The sequence below is a fragment of the Phenylobacterium sp. genome, assembly GCF_020402505.1.
Lineage (GTDB): Bacteria > Pseudomonadota > Alphaproteobacteria > Caulobacterales > Caulobacteraceae > Phenylobacterium.
Genome location: NZ_JADBZL010000066.1, coordinates 13,690 through 37,108 on the forward strand (window position 1 = coordinate 13,690; position 23,419 = coordinate 37,108).

24 protein-coding genes are annotated in these 23,419 nt (G+C 67.0%); 9 read left to right on the top strand and 15 right to left on the bottom strand.

The window, feature by feature from the left end; all coding sequences use genetic code 11:
- Positions 1 to 4: 4 nt before the first annotated feature.
- Entirely contained in the window at positions 5 to 847 is an 843-nt protein-coding gene (gene gluQRS / locus IM632_RS05395; RefSeq protein ID WP_296552077.1) for a tRNA glutamyl-Q(34) synthetase GluQRS, read from the top strand.
- Positions 840 to 1,736: a DMT family transporter gene (locus IM632_RS05400; RefSeq protein WP_296552079.1), complete on the top strand. Its 897-nt coding sequence runs from the start codon at positions 840 to 842 to the stop codon at positions 1,734 to 1,736. Before gluQRS ends, IM632_RS05400 begins: the two co-directional genes overlap by 8 nt.
- Here IM632_RS05400 and IM632_RS05405 read toward each other — a convergent pair.
- The gene (locus IM632_RS05405; RefSeq protein ID WP_296552080.1) at positions 1,724 to 3,148 is read right to left on the bottom strand and encodes a protein adenylyltransferase SelO; all 1,425 of its coding nucleotides are present in this window, start codon (positions 3,146 to 3,148) and stop codon (positions 1,724 to 1,726) included. The genes IM632_RS05400 and IM632_RS05405 overlap by 13 nt on opposite strands.
- A 79-nt stretch (positions 3,149 to 3,227) precedes the next feature.
- Here IM632_RS05405 and nhaA point away from each other — a divergent pair, with 79 nt between their 5' ends.
- A complete protein-coding gene (gene nhaA / locus IM632_RS05410) occupies positions 3,228 to 4,436 on the top strand; it encodes a Na+/H+ antiporter NhaA (protein ID WP_296497677.1) in 1,209 nt (402 codons plus the stop codon).
- A gap of 23 nt (positions 4,437 to 4,459) precedes the next feature.
- Here nhaA and IM632_RS05415 read toward each other — a convergent pair whose 3' ends face one another.
- From IM632_RS05415 to IM632_RS05430, 4 genes are all read right to left on the bottom strand, one after another.
- Positions 4,460 to 5,395 (bottom strand): alpha/beta hydrolase, encoded by a 936-nt coding sequence (locus IM632_RS05415; protein ID WP_296528402.1) that lies wholly within the window; start codon positions 5,393 to 5,395, stop codon positions 4,460 to 4,462.
- Positions 5,396 to 5,423: 28 nt separating this feature from the next.
- Positions 5,424 to 7,004: a long-chain-fatty-acid--CoA ligase gene (locus IM632_RS05420; RefSeq protein WP_296484428.1), complete on the bottom strand. Its 1,581-nt coding sequence runs from the start codon at positions 7,002 to 7,004 to the stop codon at positions 5,424 to 5,426.
- A gap of 83 nt (positions 7,005 to 7,087) precedes the next feature.
- A complete protein-coding gene (locus IM632_RS05425; RefSeq protein ID WP_296484426.1) occupies positions 7,088 to 8,524 on the bottom strand; it encodes an aldehyde dehydrogenase family protein in 1,437 nt (478 codons plus the stop codon).
- Positions 8,525 to 8,641: 117 nt separating this feature from the next.
- Positions 8,642 to 9,574 carry an SMP-30/gluconolactonase/LRE family protein gene (locus IM632_RS05430; RefSeq protein ID WP_296499099.1) on the bottom strand — a complete coding sequence of 311 codons (933 nt, stop codon included), beginning with the start codon at positions 9,572 to 9,574 and terminating at the stop codon, positions 8,642 to 8,644.
- A gap of 185 nt (positions 9,575 to 9,759) precedes the next feature.
- Here IM632_RS05430 and IM632_RS05435 point away from each other — a divergent pair, with 185 nt between their 5' ends.
- From IM632_RS05435 to IM632_RS05445, 3 genes are read left to right on the top strand one after another with little or no spacing between them, the layout of a single operon-like run.
- Positions 9,760 to 10,485 carry an SDR family oxidoreductase gene (locus IM632_RS05435; RefSeq protein ID WP_296484422.1) on the top strand — a complete coding sequence of 242 codons (726 nt, stop codon included), beginning with the start codon at positions 9,760 to 9,762 and terminating at the stop codon, positions 10,483 to 10,485.
- Positions 10,486 to 10,488: 3 nt separating this feature from the next.
- The gene (locus IM632_RS05440) at positions 10,489 to 10,875 is read left to right on the top strand and encodes a dihydroneopterin aldolase (protein ID WP_296484419.1); all 387 of its coding nucleotides are present in this window, start codon (positions 10,489 to 10,491) and stop codon (positions 10,873 to 10,875) included.
- The gene (locus tag IM632_RS05445; RefSeq protein ID WP_296484417.1) at positions 10,872 to 11,273 is read left to right on the top strand and encodes a hypothetical protein; all 402 of its coding nucleotides are present in this window, start codon (positions 10,872 to 10,874) and stop codon (positions 11,271 to 11,273) included. Before IM632_RS05440 ends, IM632_RS05445 begins: the two co-directional genes overlap by 4 nt.
- Positions 11,274 to 11,283: 10 nt before the next feature.
- On the opposite strand, the gene IM632_RS05450 is transcribed toward IM632_RS05445, so the two are convergent.
- The 6 genes from IM632_RS05450 to IM632_RS05475 all read right to left on the bottom strand — a co-directional run bounded on the left by IM632_RS05450 (position 11,284) and on the right by IM632_RS05475 (position 16,919).
- Positions 11,284 to 12,669, bottom strand: coding sequence for a hypothetical protein (locus tag IM632_RS05450; RefSeq protein WP_296484414.1), 1,386 nt, complete (start codon positions 12,667 to 12,669; stop codon positions 11,284 to 11,286).
- A 74-nt stretch (positions 12,670 to 12,743) separates the two neighbouring features.
- Positions 12,744 to 13,508, bottom strand: coding sequence for a pseudouridine synthase (locus IM632_RS05455; RefSeq protein WP_296484413.1), 765 nt, complete (start codon positions 13,506 to 13,508; stop codon positions 12,744 to 12,746).
- Positions 13,505 to 14,416 (bottom strand): methyltransferase, encoded by a 912-nt coding sequence (locus IM632_RS05460; protein ID WP_296484409.1) that lies wholly within the window; start codon positions 14,414 to 14,416, stop codon positions 13,505 to 13,507. Before IM632_RS05460 ends, IM632_RS05455 begins: the two co-directional genes overlap by 4 nt.
- 8 nt (positions 14,417 to 14,424) lie before the next feature.
- Positions 14,425 to 16,026, bottom strand: a complete 1,602-nt coding sequence (locus IM632_RS05465) for a peptide chain release factor 3 (protein WP_296552083.1) — start codon at positions 16,024 to 16,026, stop codon at positions 14,425 to 14,427.
- Between the two features lie 66 nt (positions 16,027 to 16,092).
- Complete coding sequence (locus IM632_RS05470) at positions 16,093 to 16,482, bottom strand: hypothetical protein (protein WP_296484404.1); 390 nt, start codon at positions 16,480 to 16,482, stop codon at positions 16,093 to 16,095.
- A gap of 104 nt (positions 16,483 to 16,586) precedes the next feature.
- Positions 16,587 to 16,919: a DUF1491 family protein gene (locus tag IM632_RS05475; RefSeq protein WP_296484401.1), complete on the bottom strand. Its 333-nt coding sequence runs from the start codon at positions 16,917 to 16,919 to the stop codon at positions 16,587 to 16,589.
- Positions 16,920 to 17,000: 81 nt separating this feature from the next.
- On the opposite strand from IM632_RS05475, the gene IM632_RS05480 reads away from it, so the two are divergent.
- On the top strand, positions 17,001 to 17,897 hold the full coding sequence (locus tag IM632_RS05480) for a hypothetical protein (protein ID WP_296484398.1): 897 nt from the start codon (positions 17,001 to 17,003) through the stop codon (positions 17,895 to 17,897).
- Here IM632_RS05480 and IM632_RS05485 read toward each other — a convergent pair.
- Positions 17,884 to 18,711 (bottom strand): HAMP domain-containing sensor histidine kinase, encoded by an 828-nt coding sequence (locus IM632_RS05485; RefSeq protein ID WP_296499102.1) that lies wholly within the window; start codon positions 18,709 to 18,711, stop codon positions 17,884 to 17,886. The genes IM632_RS05480 and IM632_RS05485 overlap by 14 nt on opposite strands.
- Before the next feature lie 237 nt (positions 18,712 to 18,948).
- Between IM632_RS05485 and IM632_RS05490 the strand changes: the two genes are divergently transcribed.
- On the top strand, positions 18,949 to 19,386 hold the full coding sequence (locus tag IM632_RS05490) for a SufE family protein (RefSeq protein ID WP_296484392.1): 438 nt from the start codon (positions 18,949 to 18,951) through the stop codon (positions 19,384 to 19,386).
- Positions 19,387 to 19,413: 27 nt separating this feature from the next.
- On the opposite strand, the gene IM632_RS05495 is transcribed toward IM632_RS05490, so the two are convergent.
- The 3 genes from IM632_RS05495 to IM632_RS05505 all read right to left on the bottom strand — a co-directional run bounded on the left by IM632_RS05495 (position 19,414) and on the right by IM632_RS05505 (position 21,589).
- A complete protein-coding gene (locus IM632_RS05495) occupies positions 19,414 to 19,905 on the bottom strand; it encodes a PAS domain-containing protein (RefSeq protein WP_296484390.1) in 492 nt (163 codons plus the stop codon).
- 175 nt (positions 19,906 to 20,080) lie between these two features.
- Entirely contained in the window at positions 20,081 to 20,506 is a 426-nt protein-coding gene (locus IM632_RS05500; protein WP_293512766.1) for a MucR family transcriptional regulator, read from the bottom strand.
- Positions 20,507 to 20,710: 204 nt separating this feature from the next.
- Complete coding sequence (locus tag IM632_RS05505; protein WP_296484387.1) at positions 20,711 to 21,589, bottom strand: crotonase/enoyl-CoA hydratase family protein; 879 nt, start codon at positions 21,587 to 21,589, stop codon at positions 20,711 to 20,713.
- Positions 21,590 to 21,720: 131 nt separating this feature from the next.
- Between IM632_RS05505 and IM632_RS05510 the strand changes: the two genes are divergently transcribed.
- Entirely contained in the window at positions 21,721 to 23,259 is a 1,539-nt protein-coding gene (locus tag IM632_RS05510) for an acyl-CoA synthetase (RefSeq protein ID WP_296499104.1), read from the top strand.
- The last annotated feature ends 160 nt before the right edge of the window (positions 23,260 to 23,419 follow it).

Below are 23,419 nucleotides of genomic sequence, written 5' to 3' on the forward strand. Positions count from 1 at the left end.
CGGCGTGCCGGGGCCCGTTTACAGGTTCGCGCCCTCGCCGACCGGTCGGCTCCATCGGGGTCACGCCTTCTCCGCCCTGACGTCCTGGCGCGCCTGCCGCGCGACCGCAGGAGCCTTCAGGCTTCGCATCGAGGACATCGACCGGGTTCGCTGCCGGCCCGAGTTCGAGGCGGGCGTCATCGAGGACCTCGGCTGGTTGGGGCTGGACTGGGACGGTCCGATCCTGCGCCAGTCCGATCGCGAGGTCGCCTACACCGCCGCCCCGGAGCAACTCGCGGGGGCGGGCCTTCTCTATCGCTGCTTTCGCACCCGTCGCGAGGTAGCGGAGGCCATGACCCGGGCGCCGCATGGAGACGAACCGGTCTTCTTCGGCCTGCGTCTGCCAGAAGCGGAGGCGGCGGAAAGAGCGGCGGCGGGCGAGGCCTTCGCCTGGCGGCTCGATGTCCGCGAGGCGGCGCGCCGAGCGGGTCCCCTTGGCTTTCTTGAGACCGGCTTCGGCCCCGGCGGCCAGACCGGCTGGCAGGCCGTCCTCCCAGAGTCCGCGGGCGACGTGGTCCTGGCCCGCAAGGATATCGGGGTGGCCTACCATCTCGCCGTCGTGGTGGACGATGCCGACCAGGGGGTGACGACAGTCGTCAGGGGGTGCGACCTCTTCGCCGCCACCGGGATCCAGCGTCTGCTCCAGGTCCTGCTCGGCCTGCCGGAGCCGGTCTACCGCCACCACCGGCTTCTGGTCGGACCGGACGGAAGGCGCTACGCCAAGCGCAACCGTGCGGAAACCCTGCAAGCGCTCCGGGAACGGGGCGTCACCCCCACCCAGTTGATTTCGGAGCTCGACCTTGACTGACGTCGCCGGAACGGCGGGCCGCGAGCGGCGCACCGCCATGATGGTGCTCCTCGCCGGCGCCTGCATTATCGGGCTGGCCCCGATCCTGGTGCGACTCGGCGAAGCCGGCCCGTCGGCGATCGGATTTTGGCGGATGATCTTCGCCCTCCCCCTCCTCGCCCTCATCGCCCGCCGCGAGAGCGGCGGCGTGGGGCCAACCGGATGGATCCTGGGCCTGGCGGGGGTCGCCTTCGCCCTGGACCTCGCCTTCTGGCACTACGGCATCGCCCTGACGTCGGTGGCCAAGGCGACCATCCTTTCGAATCTGACCCCGGTCATCGTCACGGGCGTCGCCTGGCTGGTGTTCCGTGAGAAGGTCCGCCCTCTGTTCCTGACCGCGGTGGCCCTCGCCGTAGGCGGCGCCTGCCTGATGACCCTGGCCCGCGACCCGGGACTTCCTGGGGTCAATCCGCCTCTCGGCGACGCCTTCTCGGCCATGACTGCGGTATGGTACGCCCTCTACTTCCTCGCCGTACAGCGCGCCCGGCAGACCCGAGGAGCCGCCCAGGTGATGTTCTGGTCCAGTCTCACCGCCGCACCCCTGCTTCTGGCGGCGTCGGCCGCCCTGGGCGAACGGTTCCTGCCGGCCACGCCGGTAGGCTGGGCCGCCTGCGTCGGCCTCGGAATCGTGCACGCGACCGGCCAGGGGGCGATCGCCTGGGCGCTCGGGCGGCTCCCCGCCTCGGTAACCTCGGTGGTCGTTCTGGTGCAGCCCGTCGTCGCCGCCGTCCTGGGCTGGCTGCTCTTCGGCGAGGTCTTTGGCCCCGGCCAGATGCTGGGCGGCGCCATCGCCCTTACCGGGGTCGTCCTGGCCCAGAGGGCGGCGCGGCCTGCGGCTCAGGCTGGCTGAAAGTCCCAGGCCTGTCGGGCGGTCTCGATCTCCGCCGCCAGCGCGTCGAAGGCCGTCCAGTCATCATCCGCGGCGATCCGCGCCCAGACCGCCTCGATCCGGTCAATCAGGAGCTCGACGGGTGACTCGCCGGCGAAGAAGGGCGCCTTGAGCCGCTCTGGCCGTTCCGGGACCGCGGCGGCCATCTCCCGTCGGAAGTCATCGAACTCCGCTCGCCGGTAAACCGCCCCGCGGGCCCCCTGCAGGGCTCGTGCATCGTCGCCGCAGAACCAGTCAAAAAAGAAGGGCTCCCAGCGGATCTCGGGGCCGCCGGCGGCCAGTGCGCGGAAGGCGGCGCTCACCAGACGGGCGTCGGACTCGTCGCCCCGCGGGGCCAGGCCAAGCCGCCGGAGCATGGCCGCGGCGAGGGCCTCGCGGTAGAGGTCGCCAAACCCATTCAGGACCTCGACAAGAGAGTCCTCGGTGACTCCGGCCATGAGGAGGCAGCCGGCCAGCTGTCGAAGGTTCCAGAAGACCGCCTCCGGCTGGCGGCCGAAGCTGTAGAGCCCTGCGTGGTCGAAGTAGGCCGCCACGAAGTTCGGGTCATTGTGCGGCAGGAACCGGTAGGGCCCGTAGTCGAAACTTTCACCGGTGATGTTCATGTTGTCGGTGTTCAGGACCCCGTGCACGAATCCCGCGGCCATCCAGGCGGCGGTCATGCGCGCGGCGCCCACGCAGGCCTCCTGGAGCAGGGCAGCCCCGGGGTCGGCCTCCCCGGCCCGGTGGGGGAAGTAGAGGTCGAGGGTGTAGTGCAGCAGCTTCCGGACCAGGTCCGGCCGCTCCAGGGCCGCCGGGCGCTGGAAGGTCCCGTACCGGATATGGCTGTGGCTCAACCGGACCAGGACGGCGGCGCGCGTGGGACTGGGTTCGTCCTGGCGCACCAGGGACTCGCCTGTCTCGATCAGGGAAAAGGCTCGCGACGTCGGGACCCCGAGGGCCTCGAGCATTCCCGCGGCGAGCACTTCCCGCACCCCGCCCTTCAGGGTGAGGCGGCCATCGCCGCTTCGTGACCAGGGGGTCACGCCGGAGCCCTTGGTGGCGAGGTCCAGGAGGCGACCGGTCCCGGCCTCCCGTAGCTGGGCGAAGGTGAAGCCCCGGCCATCGCCAATCTCGGGATTGTAAACGCGGAACTGGTGGCCGTGATATCGCTGGGCAAGGGGTCCGGGCAGGTTGTCCACAAGGGGAGCGAAGCGACCGAAATGGTCCGTCCACTCCGCGTCGGTCAGCCCGGCAAGGCCCACGGTGGCGGCGGCGCGGTCGTTCCGCCATCTGAGCCGGAGACTCGGGAAGTCAGCCGCCCGGACCGGATCGGCGAAATCGGCTCCGAGGATCGGGAGGCGGGGATCAGGACGGTAGTCCGCGGACAGAGGCATGCTCCCGAGATGACCGCCACCGCCGCCGACCGCAAGACCTGATCCTTGCCTATCCGCGCCCGCATGTTAACCGGAGCCAATGAGCCGCAAGATCACCCTCGACTTCCTGAAGACCGAAGCCGCCTCCGGCACGGCTCTGGCCCTGGCTGCAGCCCTCGCCATCTTCCTCGCGAATTCGCCCTGGGCGACGAGCTATTTCAGCGTGATCAAGCATCCTCTGACCTTTCAGGTCGGAGACTTCGAGATCACCAAGCCTGTCCTGAAATGGATCAAGGACGGGCTGATGACGATCTTCTTTTTCGTCGTCGGGCTTGAGATCAAATACGAAATCCTCAGGGGCGAGCTCTCAAACCCGCGCAAGCTGGCGCTCCCGGTTCTTGGAGCCCTCGGCGGCATGGTCGTACCGGCAGCGGTCTATCTCGCCTTCAACATGGGACCGGGCGGCGCTGTCGAAGGCTGGCCGGCGCCGGTCGCCACGGATATCGCTTTCGCCCTCGCGGCCCTGGCCATAGCGGGTCCCCGCCTGCCACTGTCCCTGCGGACCTTCCTGCTGACCCTCGCCATCGCCGACGACCTTGGCGCGGTGGTGCTGATCGCGACCCTGTTTACCGAGCGGATCGACCTTGTCGCCCTGGCGGGCGCAGGCGTCGTGCTGGCCCTGATGGCCCTGGCCGGACGCTGGAGGGGCGCACCCTACGCCCTGTTCGGCGTTCTGGCCTTCCTGGTGTGGGCCTTCACCCTGGAGAGCGGCGTGAACCCCTCGATCGCCGGCGTGGCGGCGGCGATGACCATTCCGATCGAGCCCCGGCGGCCCGGTGAGTCCGGGATGCTCAAGCAGATGATGCACGCCCTTCATCCCTATGTGGCCTACGGCGTCATGCCGATCTTTGCATTCGCGGCGGCGGGCTTCTCGTTCGGGGACCTGTCGGCGGACAACCTGCTCAGTCCCGTGGCGATCGGCATCGCCGCCGGCCTCTTTATCGGCAAGCAGATCGGGGTCTTCGGCGCCTCGGTCCTGGCCATCCGCCTGGGGATCGCCAGACGGCCGAGCGACTCCACCTGGGTGGAGATCTACGGCTGCGCCCTGCTCTGCGGCGTCGGCTTCACCATGAGCCTGTTCATCGGCGCCCTGGCCTTCGACGCCGAGAACCCGACGGCGCAGAGCGCTGTGCGGCTGGGTGTCATCGGCGGCTCGCTCCTGTCAGCCGCGGTCGGGATGGCGGTCCTGGCCTGGCGCCAGAGGCAAAGGGACCAGCTTGCTGCAACTGAGGCCGGCGCTCAGGGCTGAGTCCGTCCACGGCTGGCCGGCGCTCAGGAGAAGGCGGCTTTCATGGCCTCCGCCGCCTCGCGGGCCGCCGTCTCCACCGCGGGCGAGACATCGCCCATGATGTAAAAATCGTGCAGGAGGTCCGGATAATGGACGTGGCGCACAGGCACGCCCGCCGCATCCAGCCGCCGCGCGTAATCCCGGCCCTCATCCTGGAGCGGGTCATATCCGGCCGTCACGACGTAGGCCGCAGGCGTGGCCGAGACATCCACATTCGAACCCAGGATCACCCGGTCGATCTCGGGATGGCCGTCGGCGGCCAGGCACTTCACGAACCAGTCGATCGCCGCTTTGGTAAGGAGCGGGCCGTCCATCCGCTTGCGGCTCTCGGTCTCGGTCTCCGGGCAGATGTAGGGATAGAGCAGCATCTGGAAGACCAGGCGACGCTTCGGGTCCGCCTTCAGGTCGATGGCGACCGAAGCGGCGAGGTTGCCGCCCGCCGAGCATCCCCCGACCCCGATGCGGGCGGGATCGAACCCGATCTCGGAAGCATGATCGAAGGCCCACTTCGTTGCGGCGAGACAGTCGTCGTGGCTGGCGGGAAAGGGATTCTCCGGGGCGAGGCGATAGTCGATCGCGAGGACCCGGCAACCTGAATAAGCGGCCAGGCGCCGGCAGTGCCCGTCATGGGTTTCGAGGTTGCCGATGGCAAAGCCCCCGCCATGGAAGTAGACGAGGCCAGGGGTGACCTCCGGGGCGCCCGCAGGCGTATAGAGGCGCGCACCGACCGAGCCGGCGCCGCCGTCGACCTGCAGGTCGCGGGTCACTACGTCCTTCGGCGCCCGGGTGTTCTGGCTGGTGCGCTGCATGACATAGCCTGCGCGCACCATCTCCGGCGGCAGGCTGTCCAGGGGCGGCGCCTGCTGGCCGGCGGCGGCGGCGGCCTCAGCCTCGAGCATGGCCTTGAAATGCGGATCCATGTGTGCGCCTCCTGCTGGCGTTGAGGGTTCAGCCGACCCGGCGTTCGCGGCCTTGCCAGTAGGGCTCGCGAAGCTCCCGCCGCAGGACCTTTCCCGAAGGATTACGCGGCAGGACTTCGATGAAGTCGACGGTCTTGGGGATTTTGTAGCCGGCGATCAGGGTCCGGCAGTGGGCGATCACGCCCTCAGAATCCTGTGCGGCGCCCGGCCGCAGTACGACGATGGCCTTCACCGCCTCGCCCCAGCGGTCATCTGGCACACCGATCACGGCGGCGTCCGCCACGGCGGGATGCGACATCAGGGCGTTCTCGACCTCGGCGGGATAGACGTTCTCGCCGCCGGTCACGATCATGTCCTTCACCCGGTCGTGGATGAACAGGTACCCGTCGGAGTCGAAGAATCCGGCGTCGCCCGAGCGGAACCAGCCCTCGGCGTCGATGGACTGGGCGGTGGCGTCGGGCCGGTTCCAGTAACCCTTCATGATCCCTTCAGAGCGGATCTCGATCTCGCCGACCTCGCCCACCTCGGCGTCGCGACCGGCGATTCGGACCCGGATTTCGTAGCCGGGAGATGGCCGTCCGCAGGAGCGAAGCTTGCCCAGGGCCGCGTCATGAGCCTCGGGCGGCAGGTAGCATCCGCCGCCAATGGTCTCGGTCAGCCCGTAGAGCTGCATGAAGCGGGATCCGAAACGCGCCTGGGCCCGGGTCAGCACCTCCTCAGAGATCGGCGAGGCGCCATAGTAGACGTAGTCTAGTTGGGACAGGTCAGCCTGGGCCTGCTCGGGGTGCTGCAGGACCATGTTGATGATGGCCGGGGCCAGGAAGGCGTGGCGTACCCCATGCTCACCGAACAACCTGAGCATCAGGCCGACATCGACCTCGCGCATGATGATGCAGCGGCCGCCCATAAGGAGACCCAGCATCCCGAGGTTGGCGCCCGCCACGTGGAAGAGCGGCATGCAGACCAGGACGGCGTCATCAGGTTCAATCAAGGCCCAGGCGGTGCTGGCGCTGCGGAAACAGGCGGCGTAGTTGGCCTCGGTCAGTTGGACGCCTTTGGGCAGGCCCGTGGTTCCGGAGGTGTAGAGCTGGATGACATCGTCATCGGCGCGGGCGGGACGCTGCGGGTCGACAGCGGGATGAGCGCCGATCCAGTCCCGGAAGCCCGGCCAGGACGGATGTCCCGGCTCGAACTGGATCCGCGTCGAAAGGTCCGGAAGCTCTTCGGACAGGCCCCCGATCATGCCGGCGTACTCGGCCGCGACCACGATGAGCCGGCATCCAGCGTCCTTGAGGATGAAGGCCACCTCCGGCGGCGCAAGGCGCCAGTTCACAGGGTTGAGACAGGCGCCCGCCTTCAGGCAGCCAAACCATAGGACGAAGAAGTCGGCGTTGCCGCGGGCCAGGGTCCCGATCCTTTCACCCGGCTTCACACCGGCTGCGATCAGCGCCTGGGCGCACTGCGAGGACAGGGCGTCGAGTTCCGCGTAGGTGATCTGCTCTTCCTGGAAGACCAGGGCGACGGCGCCGGGCCTCACCCGGGCGTGATGCCGCACCACGTCCGCAGCGCAGGACAGTTCGGGAAGAACGATGCTTTGCGCTTCGGGCATGGCGATCCTGTCCGGCAGGGTCCGTAGGGCGTGTCTCGGGAAGGATGACCGCCCCGGAGCCATCCCCCGGGGCGGTGGAAGTCTTACTCTGCGGCCTGGGGCGCGTAGCCCAGGACGGCCTTGGTCTCGAGGAACTCGTGGAAGCCGTAGTCGCCCCACTCGCGGCCGTTGCCGCTCATCTTGTAGCCGCCGAAGGGCGCCATCATGTCCCCGCCGCCGCCGTTGATGGACACCTGGCCCGCGCGGAGCTTCGAGGCGATCTTGCGCGCCTTGTCGAGGTCGCCGGACTGGACATAGGCGGCCAGGCCGTACTCGGTGTCGTTGCCGATATCGATAGCCTGGTCGACCGAGTCGTAGCCGAGGATGGACAGGACGGGCCCGAAGATCTCTTCTTTGGCGATGGTCATGTCATTGGTGACGTTCGCAAAGACGGTGGGCTTCACATAGTAGCCCTTGTCCAGGCCCTCGGGCCGGCCCGTGCCGCCGATGACCAGCGTCGCGCCCTCGTCGATGCCGGCCTGGATCAGCTTCTGGATCTTGTTGAACTGCACCTCGGAGACGACAGGACCCAGCTGGGAGTTGCCGTTGGGGTCGCCGACCGTCACCTGGGAGGCGGCCTCGCGGGCCACGGCGATGGCCTCGTCCATGCGGGTCTTCGGCACCAGCATGCGGGTCGGGGCGTTACAGGACTGACCGGAGTTGGTCATTATGGTCGCCACGCCGCGGGCTACGCCCTTGGCGAAGGCGTCATCGTCCAGGACGATGTTCGGGCTCTTGCCGCCCAGCTCCTGGGCCACGCGCTTGACGGTCGCAGCGGCGTTGCGCGCCACCTCGATGCCGGCGCGGGTCGAACCGGTGAAGGACACCATATCGATGTCCGGATGGCTCGACAGGGCCACGCCCACGGACGGACCGTCGCCATGCACCATGTTGAACACACCGGCGGGAACGCCGGCGGCATGCATGATCTCGGCGAAGATATGCCCGGAGAAGGGCGCCACTTCCGACGGCTTCAACACCATGGTGCAGCCGGTGGCGATGGCGGGCGCCACCTTGCAGACGATCTGGTTCAGCGGCCAGTTCCAGGGGGTGATGAAGCCGCACACGCCGATGGGCTCCTTCACCAGGAGCGTCGGTCCGCGCTGCTCCTCGAACTTGAAGTCCTTGAGGACGTTGATGGCGGTCGACAGGTGGCCCATGCCGATCGGCACCTGGGCGCGCTGGGCGAGGGAGGCGGGGGCGCCCATCTCCTCGGTCACGGCGACGGCCAGGTCGCCAAAGCGCTTCTGGTACTCGGCCAGGATGCGGTTCAGGACGTCCAGGCGCTCCTCGCGGGTGGTCTGGGACCAGGTCTTGAAGGCCTTCTTGGCTGCAGCGACGGCCTTATCGACGTCCTTGGCCGAGCCCAGGGCGATCTTGCCGCACACGCCTTCGGTGGCGGGATTGATGACGTCGAGAGTCTTCAGCTCCACCGGATCGACCCACTGGCCGTCGATGTAGAATTTCACGTACTCGCGCATGGCGTCCTCCGGGATGTGGTCCTTGCGGGCGCCGGGAAGTCCGCATGCGCCTTCGTCCTTTACAATAGTGATCAGAGGCCCGCGTGGAAGGGGGATTCAGACTCTGAACCTGCGGAGTCAGGCCTGGTGGACGAGGGCGAGGCCCGCAACAGGGCTGCGGCCCTTCAGCACATATCCGGCCTGTATGGACCCGATGTAGAGATCTCTCAGGTCCGGTCCGCCCCAGGTCACGTTGGTCGGGTGATCGACCACCTCACCCGTGGGATCGTGGATCACGGTGACCGTGTCGCCGGAAGGCGTGATGGCCACGACCTTGTTCGCCGCCGGCAGGCAGACCCACAGATTGCCGTCGGCGTCCATGCCGACGCCGTCGGTATAGCCGAGATCCTCTTCCTTTACCGGGGGAAGCCCCCGGCCCGCCAGTTGTCCCAGGACCGGCCCATATCGCACGCCGGGGCCCAGCCTGGCCCCCGGCAGGATTTCGAAGACCAGGACGTCGGCGGCCGAGGTTTGGGCGCAGAACAGCCGCCGGTGATCCGCCGATAGGGCAAGGCCGTTCGGGAACTTCAGGCCTTCGGCGACGATCTCGCAGGTCCCGTCCGGCCGAAGGACGAACAGGAACCCGTCGGCGCGACCGTCCAGGGCCCGGGGCCAGGTCTCCGCGTGGGTGGAATTGGCGCACCAGATGTTCCCATCGCGGTCCACCACCGGATAGTTTGCGCTGGTCAGTCGTCGACCCCCGACCTCCTCGACCAGGGTCTCATGAACGCCCGTCTCCGGGTCGAACCTTTGAAGCGGACCCTCCTCGCGGTCATAGATGCCGAAGTTGGCGATGATGATCCGCCCCTGCCGGTCCATGTTGATCCCATTGGGCGCGCCGCCCCGGGGTCCCATGCGGACAAAACGCCCGTCCGGCAGGATCTCGGCCACTGCGCACTGGTGGTCCGAGGCGAAGACCCGGCCTGCGGCGCTGACGACCACGTCCTCAGGCCGGTCAATGCCGACGGCGATCTTCTGGAAGGACGCGGTTTCGATCGGCGTAAGCGGCATGACGAGCTCCGGGGTTGCGCCCGGCACAGTGCCTCCGGTCAGGCCGCCTCGACAAGTCCTGCGAGCGCGGCTAAAGCCCCTCCTGCTGCAAGGAGAGCCTCATGAGCCCCCTCTTGATCATCATCCCGTTCTTCCTGGCGTTCGCCATCTTGAACATCATAGACATGGGGCGGCTCGACTAGGCCATGCCCCCCACGGGTCGCGGCACAGCCCTGGTCACTGGCGGGCCGCGCAGGATCGGGCGGGAGTTGGTCCGCGCCTGCGCCGCCGCCGGCTATGACGTCGCCATCCATTGTCGTCGTGAGGACGACGACGCCCGGGCGGCACTCGCAGAGGTTCGCGCCGCCGGCCGCTCCGGCGCCATCCTTGCCTGCGACCTGGGCGATGAAGTCGCCGTTTCGGAACTTGTCCAGCGCACGACCGGGGCCCTCGGCCCCCTGACCCTGCTGGTGAACAGCGCCTCCCTCTTCCGGAACGACGCCTTCGGCGAGCTCGAGCGGGCGTCCTGGGACGCGCACCTGGACATCAACCTGCGCGCGCCCCTGGTCCTGTCGCGCGACATGGCCGCCCAAGGCCTGGCCGGTCATATCGTTCACATTCTCGATCAGCGGGTGCTGGCGCCCGGTCCGGACTATTTCTCCTACACCCTGTCCAAGGCCGCACTCTGGTCGGCCACCCGGATGATGGCGATCGAGCTGGCCCCGCGCATCCGGGTCAATGCGATCGGGCCGGGGCCGGTGCTGGCCAACCCCGACCAGTCGCAGGCGGACTTCGAGGCCGAGGCGGCGTCTACGCCCCTGGGACGCGCCGTCGATCCCGCCGATATCGGCCGGGCCCTGACCTACCTGATCGGGGCGGCCAGCGTGACCGGGCAGATGATCGCTGTGGATGGCGGACAGCACCTGGACTGAGCAATGCCAGCCTCCGTCGCCCCCTCCGTCACGCGCCGCCAGAAGGTCCTCGTCCGGGGGCTCAGGCTGGAGGCCTTCATCGGGATTCATGATCACGAGAAAGGTCGCGCGCAGTCCCTCGCCATCGACGTCGAGATCGATCTGGCGGGACGGCGGGTGGAGAGCCTGACGGATACTGTGAACTACGAGGAGGTGGTCGACGCCGTCCGCAGGATCGCCAGCGCCGGCCATATCGACCTGGTGGAGACCTTCGCCGAACGACTGGCCGAAGCCTGCCTCGCTCATGAGGGCGCCCTGCGCGTCAGGGTCATGATAATGAAGCCCGGCGCCCTGGCCCCCGACGCCGAGGCGGCGGGAGTAGAGTTGATCCTCGAAAGGAACGAAACATGACGGACTCCTCGAGCGCGACGCCGTACGACGAGGACCTGACGTTGGTCCTGGTCGTCCACGGGCTGTTCATCGGCTCCCTGCTGGGCTTCGCCCCGGCGGCGATTGTCGGTTTGATCATCGCCCTTGTCGCCCAGGAGACGGCGGGTCCGATCGCCCGGAGCCATTACCGGTTTCAGATCCGGACCTTCTGGATCGGCCTCCTGGCCTGGGCCGTGGCCGGAGTCGCCATGTTCTGGGGAGCCGTGTTCTCCGTGGTCTTGATCGGCATTCCGCTGCTGATTGTCTCGGGGATCGCAGTGGGGGCGATCTGGCTCTGGGCTCTCGTCCGCAGCGCCCTCGGTCTCGCCTGGGCCGTACAGGGACGGCCCTGCCCCAGACCGGACAGCCTGGCGGCCTGATATCCAGATCCTAGGATTGCGTCAGCTTGGAGTCGCCCTGGTTCTGCATGGCGGCCTCGAGAAGGTCCAGGGTCTTTGACGCAGAGCGGCCCAGACCGCGAAGCCGGCGCTCTGAAAGGACGTCCAGCGCCGACGATAAGGCAGCTCTTGCCCCGGCGCGCTCCCCACGGTCCTTTCGGGTGATGCCCAGGCGGGTCAGCAAGAGACGCGCCAGATTCAGCTGCAGCAGGGCCCACGACTCCGGGTCGCGAGCAACCGAGACATTCACCAGTGTAGATCGGAACGCCTTCTCGGCGGAATTCAGGACCGCTACATCCCCCGAAATCTCGGCGACCCGGGCAAGACCGAGGGCCTTGAGCGCCCCAGCCTGCGCCTTCAGGACCAGGCCCTCGCGCTTCTCGGTGATCTTGGCGACCTGCTCGAAGCAGGTGATGGCGTGCATGAAGCTGAGGGCATCGCCCGAGATCTCCCCAAGGACCTGGCGCCCACGACCGCGGAGGAACTCCCCCTTCGCGCGATCGATAGGGCTGTGTTCAAGACGAAGGTCCGACAGGACGTGGTCCAGCAGGTTCACGCCTGCAAGGCAAATCTCGGCATCCTCCTCAACCTCGCCAATGGCGATCTGAGCGCTGGCTCTCACAAACCCGATCCGGGCTATGGTGAGGGGCTCAAAGTCCGGTGTGAGACCTGATGCCGCCGAGAGCGTATCCCGGACCGCGGCGCGGAGGAGAGGTGCATCCGCGAGCCGGGCGCCCCACTCGCAAAGCAACTGCGCTCTGAGGATATGGCCCTCTACCGACAACATACGGGCGATACGAATCCGACGGGACATGGCCTTGAGGGTGGCGATGGGCTGGGCGAAACGCGCCGCCGCCACCCTTGCAGCCTGTCCGTCTCCGGTCGCCAGGTTCCGACGCCCGGAGACGACCAGGAGACCGATCTCGGCAAGCGGGGCCACCAAGCCCCGCCTGGCCTCAGCCAAGGCGTCCTCGAACGCCCCCTCCGCTGCGTCGAGAAGTCCGGGGTCGCCAAACAACTCGACCCCAAGCAAGGCGGCAAATCCCTGCTCGCAACGGGCCCTCGCCCAAACTGCAGAGTGTGCGACAGATAATTCAAGGGCCTCTTCGGCTGCCGAGGCGGCGCGGCTCAGAGCGCGAACTTCTCCGCTTCGGCGGGTCACTTCCCGCCACAGGACTGCAGAGTCGAGACGCAACTGGGCCCGCCGGCGACCGCTCGCTCGGACCGCCAGGGCGTCGGCCGCCGTCGCCTCGTCCAACAGCATGCCGAGGGGGAGGATTTCCACCAGGGACATGTCGTCGGCGCTGAGGCCGTCGCGCGGCGTCAAGCCGCCCAACTCATCAAGCAGCTTCCTGACCTGACGGTTCAGCCCAAGCATGCACACACTCCGGCCTGAGACGACCCCGGGCGGGTTAAAGGGGAGGCACAGGATTCAATTCCCGATAGCAAAGCTCATGCCAATCGGGGAGATTCGGATTTGTCTTCCGCAAGGATGGCCTGGCGCTCGGCCGGGCTCAGCGTCCGCCAGGCCCCTGGCGCGAGATCCGGAGGCAGGTCGAGAGACCCGATCCGGTCCCGGTGAAGCTCGAGGACACGGTTTCCAGTGGCGGAAAACATGCGCCGGACCTGATGATAGCGCCCCTCGGTGAGCGTAAGCCGGGCGACGCGAGGCTCCAGAACCTCCAGGTAAGCGGGGGCCAGCGGTCTTTCTTCTCCCTCGAGCGTCAGGTCGCCCCGGGCGAAGATGTCGGCTTCGTCGCCCCGGAGCGGCCATTGGAGACTCGCAATGTATCGTTTTGGGGCATGCGTACGTGGCGAAATGATACGATGCAGGAAAGAGCCGTCGTCTGTGATCAGCAGCAGTCCCGTGGTGTCCCGGTCCAGACGCCCCACCGTCGACAGCGCCGGGGTGCGGATGCGCCACCGGGGCGGCAGGAGTTCATAGACGCTGCGGCCGGGCTCTTTATGGGAACAGACCACCCCGGCGGGCTTGTGCATCATCAGGACGAGCGGCGCTGGCGGATCTACGGGGGCGCCGCGGACGGTGAGCCTTTCCGGGATGTCCGCGGTGAGCGCAATGCGGGCGCCGGCGTCTGTTGCGGCCTCGCCATCAAGGATGATGGCCCGCTCCCGGACCAGTGCGTGGATCTCGCGACGCGAGCCATAGCCCAGGTTGGCCAGGAGACGGTCCAGGCGAACGGCGGGGGGAAGGCTCATCGACGGGCCTCGTAGACCTTGAAGGCGCGGCTTTCCGCCACCAGACGAACCTGCCGGAAGGCGGAGGTGAGGGCGGGCTCGTAGGGGAGATGCCGGTTCGCGGTCACCCAGCAGGCTCCACCCGACCTCAGTCTCCGGGCGGCGACCTCGATGAAGGCAAGGCCAAGGGCCCGGTCTTCCCGACCACCGTCATGGAAGGGGGGATTCATGAGGACGAAGTCGAGGTCCGCGCCGCCGCCCTCAGACCGGCGGACATCGTCATGCCGGAACAGAGCCCTGGAATCGCTCACATTGCGGCGGGCGCAGGAGATGGCTCGGCGATCAATGTCCCAAAGCTCCAGGCCCGTCACCCGGTCGCTTTGAAGGGCCCGGACGGCCAGGATTCCAAGCCCGCAGCCCAAGTCGGCGCCGTAGCCTTCAAGGGCCGGCAGGGCCTCCAGCAGAAGGGCGGTGCCCGCATCAAGCCTGTCCCAGCTGAAGACACCCGGCTGGGTCCACAGGCCCAGGCGCGAGTCCAGACGCATGGCGCCAGCCTCCAGGGCGGCGTCCAGGCCGACGGGCTGAGCGGGACGGTTCGTCCTGCAGATCCTGTGCTTCCGGCGAGGCTCGTCGGAGACGTCGCAGCCGAACCCGCGGAGGGTCTCGGCGATCCGGGCGCCGCCGCGATCACGGGGCCCCAGGGCGACGATCTCGGCGCCCTGGGGCAGAAGTTGGATCGCTCGGGCCAGGACCCAGTCTCGCTCAAGCCGGCCTGGGGGCGCCAGGATCAGGGCCGAGCCGAACGGGGACCGGGGTGTTTCGCAAAGGTCCGCTCCGGCAGGCTCCAGGGGCGAGACTTGGAGGGCGCCTGGCGGCTCCCTGAAGAGGATCGGCGGTGGATGGCCGTAAAGCAGGACAGGCGGCGTCATCCGCGGGACTAGCCCCGTTCCCGGGTGCGGGCGAAGGCGATGCCGGAATAGCGTTCGGCGACGTAGCCAGTTTCCCAGCCCGACTTTGAGAGAAAGACCGGCTGGCCGTCGATGTCCTCGGCCATGGCCGAGCGGTAGGCGGCTGAAAAGGCGCCGAGGTCCGCCTGAGAACCGGTGACCCAGCGGGCCTCTGTGTAGGGGCTGGCCTCGAAGATCACCTCCAGCTGGTACTCGCTGGCGAGCCGGTCGGCCATGACCTCGAACTGAAGCTGTCCGACCGCCCCTACGATGAAGTCGGAACCGATGAGCGGCCGGAAGAGCTGGGTGACGCCCTCCTCCGCCAGCCCCTCAAGGGCCCGGCGCAGATGCTTGGCCTTCAGGGGGTCCTTGACACGGACCCTCTGAAGAATCTCCGGGGCGAAGTTGGGGAGCCCGGCGAACCGCAGGGCGCCCGTTTCAGACAGGCTGTCTCCCACCCTCAGAACCCCGTGGTTGGGGATTCCGATCACGTCGCCGGCAAACCCCTCCTCGGCCAGCTCCCGGTCCGAAGCGAAGAACATGATGGGGGCGTTCACCGAGAGCTGACGGCCGGTGTTCTGGACCTTCAACTTCATTCCTCTGTGGAAGCGCCCCGAACACAGACGCAGGAAGGCGATCCGGTCGCGGTGATTGGGGTCCATGTTGGCCTGGACCTTGAAGACGAAACCACTGACCTCAGGGTCGCCGGGCGCCACATGGGTTTCCACATCGGCCCGGCGGGCTGCAACCGGACGCGGGGGCGGGGCGTAAGCGCCCAGGCCGTCGAGCAGTTGTTCGACGCCGAAACGCCTCAGGGCCGACCCGAAGAAGACCGGCGTCATGTGGCCTTCCAGGAAGGACTGGGGATCGAAGGCGGGTGAGGCGCCCTGGACGAGTTCCACACTTTCCAGCAGTTCGTCACGCTCCTCCGGCGTCAGATAGGCGTCCATGGCCGCACCGTCGCCGGGCACGGGAGGGGGATGACCGGCCTGCTCCCGTTCGACGGCAGAGCGCTCGAAGGGCTGGAAGAGGCGCGAGCGCAGGTCCAACATGCCCTTGAACCGGCCCCCGGATCCGGCCGGCCAGAAAAGCGGCGCCGGGTTCAGGACCAGCTTGCTGGCGATCTCGTCGAGCAGCTCAAGAGGGTCCTGCGCCTCCCGGTCCATCTTGTTGATGAAGGTCACTATGGGGATGTCCCGCAAGCGGCAGACCTCGAACAGCTTCAGGGTCTGTGGCTCAATCCCCTTGGCGGCGTCCAGCACCATCACGGCGGCGTCGGCTGCGGTCAGGGTGCGATAGGTATCCTCCGAAAAGTCCTCGTGACCTGGGGTGTCCAGCAGGTTGAACATCAGGCCCTGGTGATCGAAGGTCATCACACTGGCCGAGACCGAGATGCCCCTTTCGCGCTCGATCTTCATCCAGTCCGAGCGGGTGCGGCGATTCTCGCCCCGAGCCCGCACCTGACCGGCAGCCCGGATCGCGCCCCCAGAAAGCAGCAAGGTCTCGGTCAAGGTGGTCTTGCCCGCATCCGGATGAGAGATAATCGCGAACGTGCGGCGGCGGGCAGCCTCGGCGGCGGGGGACTGGATCATGGCCTTGAGGTAGCCTGCGGGCCTCGCCGGCGCAATTCAGCAGCCGGGTCCTCCCCTGCCATCCGGTCAGGTCCCGGTCCGTTTCCCGAGCTTGTTCCAGACTTCCTGGTTGGCCCAGGCGCCGCTGTTTTTTGTCTCCTGCAGCTTGAGAAGCTGGGCCAGCATGTCGTAACCGACGCTGCAGTAGCGGACGGTGACGTCCCGAGGGTTGCAGCCCTGATGCGGGGGCAGGAAGAGAACGCCGTTCACGGCAGGTTGCTTGGCCATGACCAAGGCGGCCAGCCTTCGCGCCTGGACAGGCTGATTCAGGTGAAGCTTTGGATCCTCAGCGTACAACTCCTGACCCAGGATGAGGATCTGCGGAAAGGTCACCTCACGGATCTTGTAGGAGAGGAGGTCCTGGACCATGTCCTTCTGGTCGAACTGCATCACCCAATCGTTCATCAGGAAAAGCACGATCGCATCTCCCCACCGATCCTGACGGTTGACCGACTTGCGCAACGAAAGGCGCCTCTCGGCGATCAGTTACGAGAACTCCGTCAGAGAATCCAGAGGTTGGCCTACCCTTCCTCAACAACTTCCGTGAGAAAGTGTCTTCCTTGCCGGTCCTCGATCTCCACCACCCAGAGATCGGGGTCAATGGTTCGGGCTCGTGCAATGTAGGCGTCGAGGTCGGCCTCTTGCTCAGCACGGGAGGGGCGTATCCAGACGGTTTCCCCGTCAGCACGGGTCGCCTCGGAGAAAAGGCGCGCCGCGCCGCTGGTGAGATTCAACACCTTGACCAGAACCGATCCGGCTCGGGCATCACCCTTGACCGACACGACCGCGAAGCCCCCACCGAGTTCAACCCGCCGGATGAGGGCGGCCACCCAGATGTCCGTGGAGAATTTCAAGCGTCCCGCCGCTGGTCTAGGATGTGTCTGGCGGCGGCGCGAGTATGAGGTGGCGCAGCCGGACCCTGTAAGGGAGTTGTCATGCCCCATCCCTTTGCGTGCATCAATCCCGCCGCCCTTGCTATGGCGATGGCGGCGACCCTGACGCTCGGGGCGGCGGCCGCAGCCGCGAACGACATCTACTACGAGCGTAGCCTCATGGCCGAGGCCGGCGCCCGCTGTAACCTCTTTACGCCGCAACTCCAGTCCGCCCTCGTATCGGCGCGCGAGCAGGCCCGTGGGGCGGCGTTGCGGGCGGGCGTTCCAGCTCAAGATGTCCGGGCCATCGCGGACAGGGCCAGAGATCGTGCGAGGTCAACGCCCTGCGACTCGCAAGACCTCGGGATCGCCGCCCAGCGGGTCCGCAACGGGTTCGCGGGATACGCCCGCCTTATCCGGCAGAACTTTCCGGGGGATGTCGGCGTCTGGACGGCCGACCGGTCGGTAAACTCCCGGCGGCCAGTCTGGAGGCTGAGCCAGGACGTCCGCCAGGGGGCGCTCCAGATGCGGCTCGGGATCGCAGGTCGGCCCGGCGCAGAACACCTGATGGCTGTCGCGACCTTCCCCGACGGCGTTCGGCCCTATACCGCGAGGATTGTCATGCGTGACCGGCGACTGACCTCCGGCCCCTACTTGGATACGCGGGGCGCGAGCCTGAAGTCGCTACCCCTGCACATGCGGATCCCCAGGTCCGGGCCCTTCGAAAGCTACTCCGCCGAGAGCCGGTCTCCCTCCGGGGCGGATCTCCTGCCGCCCGGGATGGCTTCCGGCTGGGCCTTCCGGTTCCCGGCGCAGGCCGCAGAGGCGATAGCGGAACTTGACCCTCGGGAGTCCATCCAGGTCGAGTTTCTGTTCGCTTCGGGGCCGCCCCAACGCGTCTTTCTCGAGGTCGGCGACTTCACTGCGGCGCGGGCCTTCCTTGCCGTTAAAGCCGGTTAGGCGCCCGGGGGCCAGTCAGGGCTGGCTCTGGCGGGGTGTGATCGCCGACGACGACGGGTAGGCGAACCGTGACTTCTGTCCCCTCCCAGGGGCGGCTGCTTATCGACAAGGCGCCGCCGTGGAGCCCCGCCAGAGCCTTCACGAGGCTCAGGCCCAGACCCACCCCGGCCGCCCTCTGATCGAGACTTCCCGCCTGCTCGAAGGGCCGCCCCAAACGGTTGAGGTCCTCAGGGGGAATACCGCGCCCAGTATCGGCCACGCAGAGCACCAGGTCGTCCTCCTCGGCATGAAGGGACAGAAAGATCCGCCCTCCGGAGGGCGTGGCCTTGATGGCGTTTGACAGGAGATTCAGGGCGATCTGCTTGAGGGCCCGGCGGTCGGCCCGGACCGGGATGGGCGCGCGCATTTCCGGGGTCACGAAAGTCAGCCCCGCGCGCTCGATCTGCATGCACATCAGCCGGATCACCGCCGTCGCAGCCTCCCGAGCATCAACAACCTCGGGATGGAGTTCCAGGCGTTCCGCCTCGATCCGGGACATATCCAGGACGTCGCTGAGGAGCTCAAGAAGCAGCTCCCCGGACTCGTGGATCAATTCGGCGTAACCCCGGTAACTCTGCGGCAGAGGACCGAGCGCCTCTTCCCGCATCGCGTCGGCGAAACCCATGATGGCGTTGAGGGGGGTTCGGAGCTCGTGGGACAGGCAAGCCAGAAAGCGGGACTTGCCGGCGCTCCTGGCCTCGGAGTCCCTGAGCGCCGCCTCAAGGGCGGCTTCGCGAGCGACTATGGCGCGGGGGTCGATAATGACCTCTTCCACAGGAGACCCGGATACGGGCCCGCGCGGCGCCTCTCTGAGATGCGACCGACTCATTGCCATTTCTCAAGGCTAGTGGCGCCAGAAGGGCCGCGGGAGTCGCTCCTGTGAATTCCCGGTGGATAACCTTTGGGGTCCCCAGATCTCTTGGCGCTTGCGCGGCGAAGACCGCGCTCCTAGACCGGTGACCTGCGGGACCGGGACAAGTCCCTGCCCGGTAAACTCCAGGATCCCAGCCTCGTGACCGCTTCCGCAACCTTCGACGAACGTCTCGATGATCTGGTTGAGACCTTCGATCTCCTGGGGGACTGGGAGGAACGGTATCGCCACGTGATCGACCTGGGCCGCAGCCTTGCTCCGCTCACTGACGCCGAACGATCGGAGGCCAACCGGGTCAGAGGCTGCGCCAGCCAGGTCTGGCTGGTCACCGAAATGACCCCGGATGGCGCCCTAGTGTTCCGCGGGGACTCAGACGCTCACATCGTGCGGGGCCTTATCGCTCTTCTACTGAACCTGGTCTCCGGTCTGCGGCCGGAAGAGATTGCGGACTTTGACCCAGCGGCCGCCCTGGGCCGCCTGGGGCTGTCGGCGAACCTGTCCTCCCAGAGATCCAACGGACTCGCCGCCATGGCCGAGCGAATGCGTCGCGACGCGCGCGCGCACCTGCCGGTGCGCTGAGGCCAAGCCCACCCTCAAGTCGGGCGATCAGGCCGCCCGAATGCCTGAGACGAGTTTCATCGCTCGGTCGCCGCCGAGAACGGCGTCGTAGCCGAGGATCATATCGACGTCGGCGCCATTGGTGGCGAGGGGCAGGCGCATCCAAAGCACGGAGAGATGCGGCGCGCCGCGCCAGCCCTGGGAGTGAACCCCGATCGCTGGACGGCGGTCCTTGACGATGCCATCCAGCTCCCGCCGCCAGTAGTCGGCCGCGGGACCTGCATAGATCTCCGAAAGATTCCGGCCCGTGATCTCGGCGCCATAGACGCCGTAGAGACCGGTTCCGGCCAGGCGAACTCGGAAGCGACCGTCCGAACCCACCTCTGTCAGGCTGAGCATGGGGAGGAAGGACTTGATATCGGCCGGGCGTACGTCGGCGCGGGAAGGCAGTCGCCCGTCCCTCCGCAGACCCGCCCAGTAGGCGTAAAGCGCCTCCTGGGCGCCTTCGACCTTAGCGGTTGCGCCAAGTTCAGACACCATCTTCAGAGTCCCCTGCAACCCCTTGGATTCCTAACGAATCGTTTATCGCCTGATGCGCGAATCGGGGGCAAGCGAAAATTGGTTAACGAGACGCTTTCGGCCTTGAAGCGTCACGAAAAAACCCGGCCGCTGTCGCGGCCGGGCTGTCCGGTCCCGGAGTGTGGATCGACTGGTGTCAGGCCTTCCCACGGCGGCGGGGGGCTTGGCGACCACCCTGCCCAAGGCCCATCTGCTTCGCCAGATCAGAGCGCGCCTTGGCGTAATTGGGAGCGACCATCGGATAGTCCTTAGGAAGGCCCCACTTGGCGCGATACTCTTCCGGGCTCATATTGTATTTCGTCCGGAGGTGACGCTTTAGCGACTTGAACTTACGCCCGTCCTCAAGACAGATGATGAAGTCAGGCGTTATGGACCGGCGAACCGGCACCGCCGGATCCCGAGGAGCAGCCTCGACCGGTTCGGCAGCGCCGCTGACGCCCGCAAGGGCGCGATGGACGCTCTGGATGAGCGAAGGGAGCTCTGAGGCGGAAATCGTGTTGTTGCCAACATAGGCAGAGACAATATCCGCGGTCATCTCGATGACGCCGGTCTTTTCATCCATAATGAGTTTCCATTTCTCCGAAATACAGAAAAGGGCCGCTAGGGAGCGGACGCCAGAGGGGAATAGCGTTAGGGTGCAGAGACTGCAAGCATTCAAAAGTAAATTACTGCAGCCTCAGGTACGATTTCACGCTTCAGAGGCAGTCTCCTGATACCGGCCAAAACGAAGGCCTCCCTCGGGGCCAGAAACCCGGGAGGCCGAACGTCATCGAAATCTGGGTGCGTCCCAGTGCTCCCAGATATTGGGTAGGTCGGTGGAGACCTTGTCAGGATAGCGGGGCGGACGCTTCTCAAGGAAGGAGGTGACCCCCTCTTTGGCGTCGGCCATGGCGCCGCGGGCCTGGATTCCACGGCTGTCAGCCATGTGCGCCTCCATGGGATGGCTCGCCCCGGCCATCCGCCAGATCAACTGACGGGTCAGGGCGATGGAGACCGGGGCGGTGTTGTCCGCGATCTCGCGGGCCAGGGCGCGGGCGGCCGGCAGCAGGTCCTCGGGCGCGTGCAGGGAGCGGACGAGACCCCGTTCATGGGCCTCCTGCGCCGGGAAGACGCGCCCCGAATAGCACCACTCCAGGGCGGTCTGAACGCCCACGAGGCGGGGCAGGAACCATGAGGAACAAGCTTCCGGATTGATGCCGCGGCGGGAGAAGACGAAGCCATACTTCGCGTCGGTGGAGGCCATCCGGATGTCCATGGCCAGCTGCATGGTGACCCCGACGCCCACGGCGGGCCCGTTCACGGCGGCGATCACCGGCTTCAGGCTGTCATAGATCCGCAGGGTCAGGAGGCCGCCGCCGTCGCGCTGGACGCCTTCGACCGTACGAGCCTCCTTGTCCTGCCCGCCGCGGGTCGAATAGTCGAAGGTCGCCGCCCCGGCCGAGAGGTCTGCGCCGGCGCAGAAGGCGCGGCCGGCGCCGGTCACGATCACCACCCGGACGCTGTCGTCGGCGTCGGTCTGGTCGAAGGCGGCGATCATCTCCTGCATCATCTGCGTGTTGAACGCATTGAGCTTGTCGGGCCGGTTGAGGGTGAGGGTGGCGATGCCATCCTCGACTTCCAGGCGGATCGTCTCGAAGTTTGACATGGTCTTGCGTCTCCGTGGCGTTTCGGGTGCATCGGTCGGCCTTGACGGACCTTCCGTCAAGACCCGCATATGCACTCCGCAAGCCGGAGGACCGGCGGCCCGCAGCCGGGCGACGACCGAGGAGGATGACCATGCACCCCGCAACCCACGCCCGGACCCAGCCGGACCGCGCCGCCTACATCATGGGCGCTACGGGGGAGACCGTCACCTACGGCGAACTGAACGATCGCTCCAACCAGGGCGCCCAACTGTTCCGCTCGCTGGGCCTGAAGACCGGCGACGTCATCGCCCTGATGCTCGACAACCATCCCCGGTATTTCGAGATCGCCTGGGCCGCCCAGCGCTCGGGCCTCTACTTCACCTGCATCTCGTCCAAGCTGTCGGCGGGAGAGATCGAGTACATCATGAAGGACTGCGAGGCGAAGGTGCTGATCACCTCGGCCGGCGTGGGCCCGGTGATCGATGAGCTTCCGGCCCTCATTCCCGGCGTGAAACTCTACATGGTGGGCGAGGCTCGCGCGCCCTACGAAAGCTTCGAGGCGGCCCGGGCCGCCATGCCCACGGCGCCCATCGCCGACGAGACCGCTGGCGCGGACATGCTCTATTCCTCCGGCACGACGGGCCGACCCAAGGGGATCAAACCCCCGCTCACAGGCGCCGCGATCGACGAGCCCAACGCCCTGACGATGATGGCCCAGGGGCTCTTCGGGTTCCGGCCGGACAGCATCTACATCTCCCCTGCCCCCCTCTACCACGCTGCGCCTTTGCGCTGGTGCATGGGCGTTCACCGGATGGGCGGCACCGTCGTTGTGATGGAGAAGTTTGATCCCGAGACCGCCCTGGCCCTGATCGAACGCTACCGGATCGATGTCGGCCAGTGGGTCCCGACCCACTTCGTGCGCATGCTCAAGCTGCCGGCCGAGGTGCGGGCGAAGTACGATGTCTCCTCCATTCGCTCAGCGGTCCACGCCGCCGCCCCCTGCCCGATCCCCGTGAAGGAACAGATGATCGAATGGTGGGGCAAGGTGGTCCACGAATACTACGCCGGCTCCGAGGGCAACGGCTTCTGCTATGTCGGCCCCGAGGACTGGCTGGCCCACAAGGGCACGGTGGGCCGCTCGGTCCTAGGCGAGGTCAAGATCGTCGGCGATGATGGGGAGGAGGTCCCGCCCCGGACAGAGGGGACGGTCTACTTCGCGGGCGGCGCGCCCCTCGCCTATCACAACGCCCCGGAGAAGGTAGCCGAGAACACCAACAAGCACGGCTGGACCACCCTTGGCGACGTGGGCTGGGTCGACGAGGAGGGCTTCCTCTACCTCACCGACCGCAAGAGCTTCATGATCATCTCGGGCGGGGTGAACATCTATCCGCAGGAGCTCGAGAACCTGCTGATCACCCATCCCAAGATCACCGACGCCGCCGTGGTGGGCGCACCGCACGAGGAAATGGGCGAACAGGTCGCAGCCGTCATCCAGCCCGCCGACTGGGCCGACGCCAACGACGCCTTCCGGGCCGAGATCGCCGAGTTCTGCCGCGCCAACATCAGCCATGTGAAGTGCCCGCGGATCATCGACTTCATGGAAGAGCTTCCCCGGCACCCGACGGGCAAGCTCTACAAGCGCCTGATCCGCGACGCCTACTGGGGCAAGGAAGGCTCGAAGATCGTCTGACGCTGTCGGGCGGAAGGGGGTCTGCCGCGACGCCGGTTCGCCCCTAGAGCGGGATGTGTTTTAGCGGAATCTGGATTCTCAAATCGGGTCTGATGTGATTCACCCTTGCTGCTGGAGGAGGTCAGCAAGGATGGCGGCTCCGTATTCCATGGATCTTCGC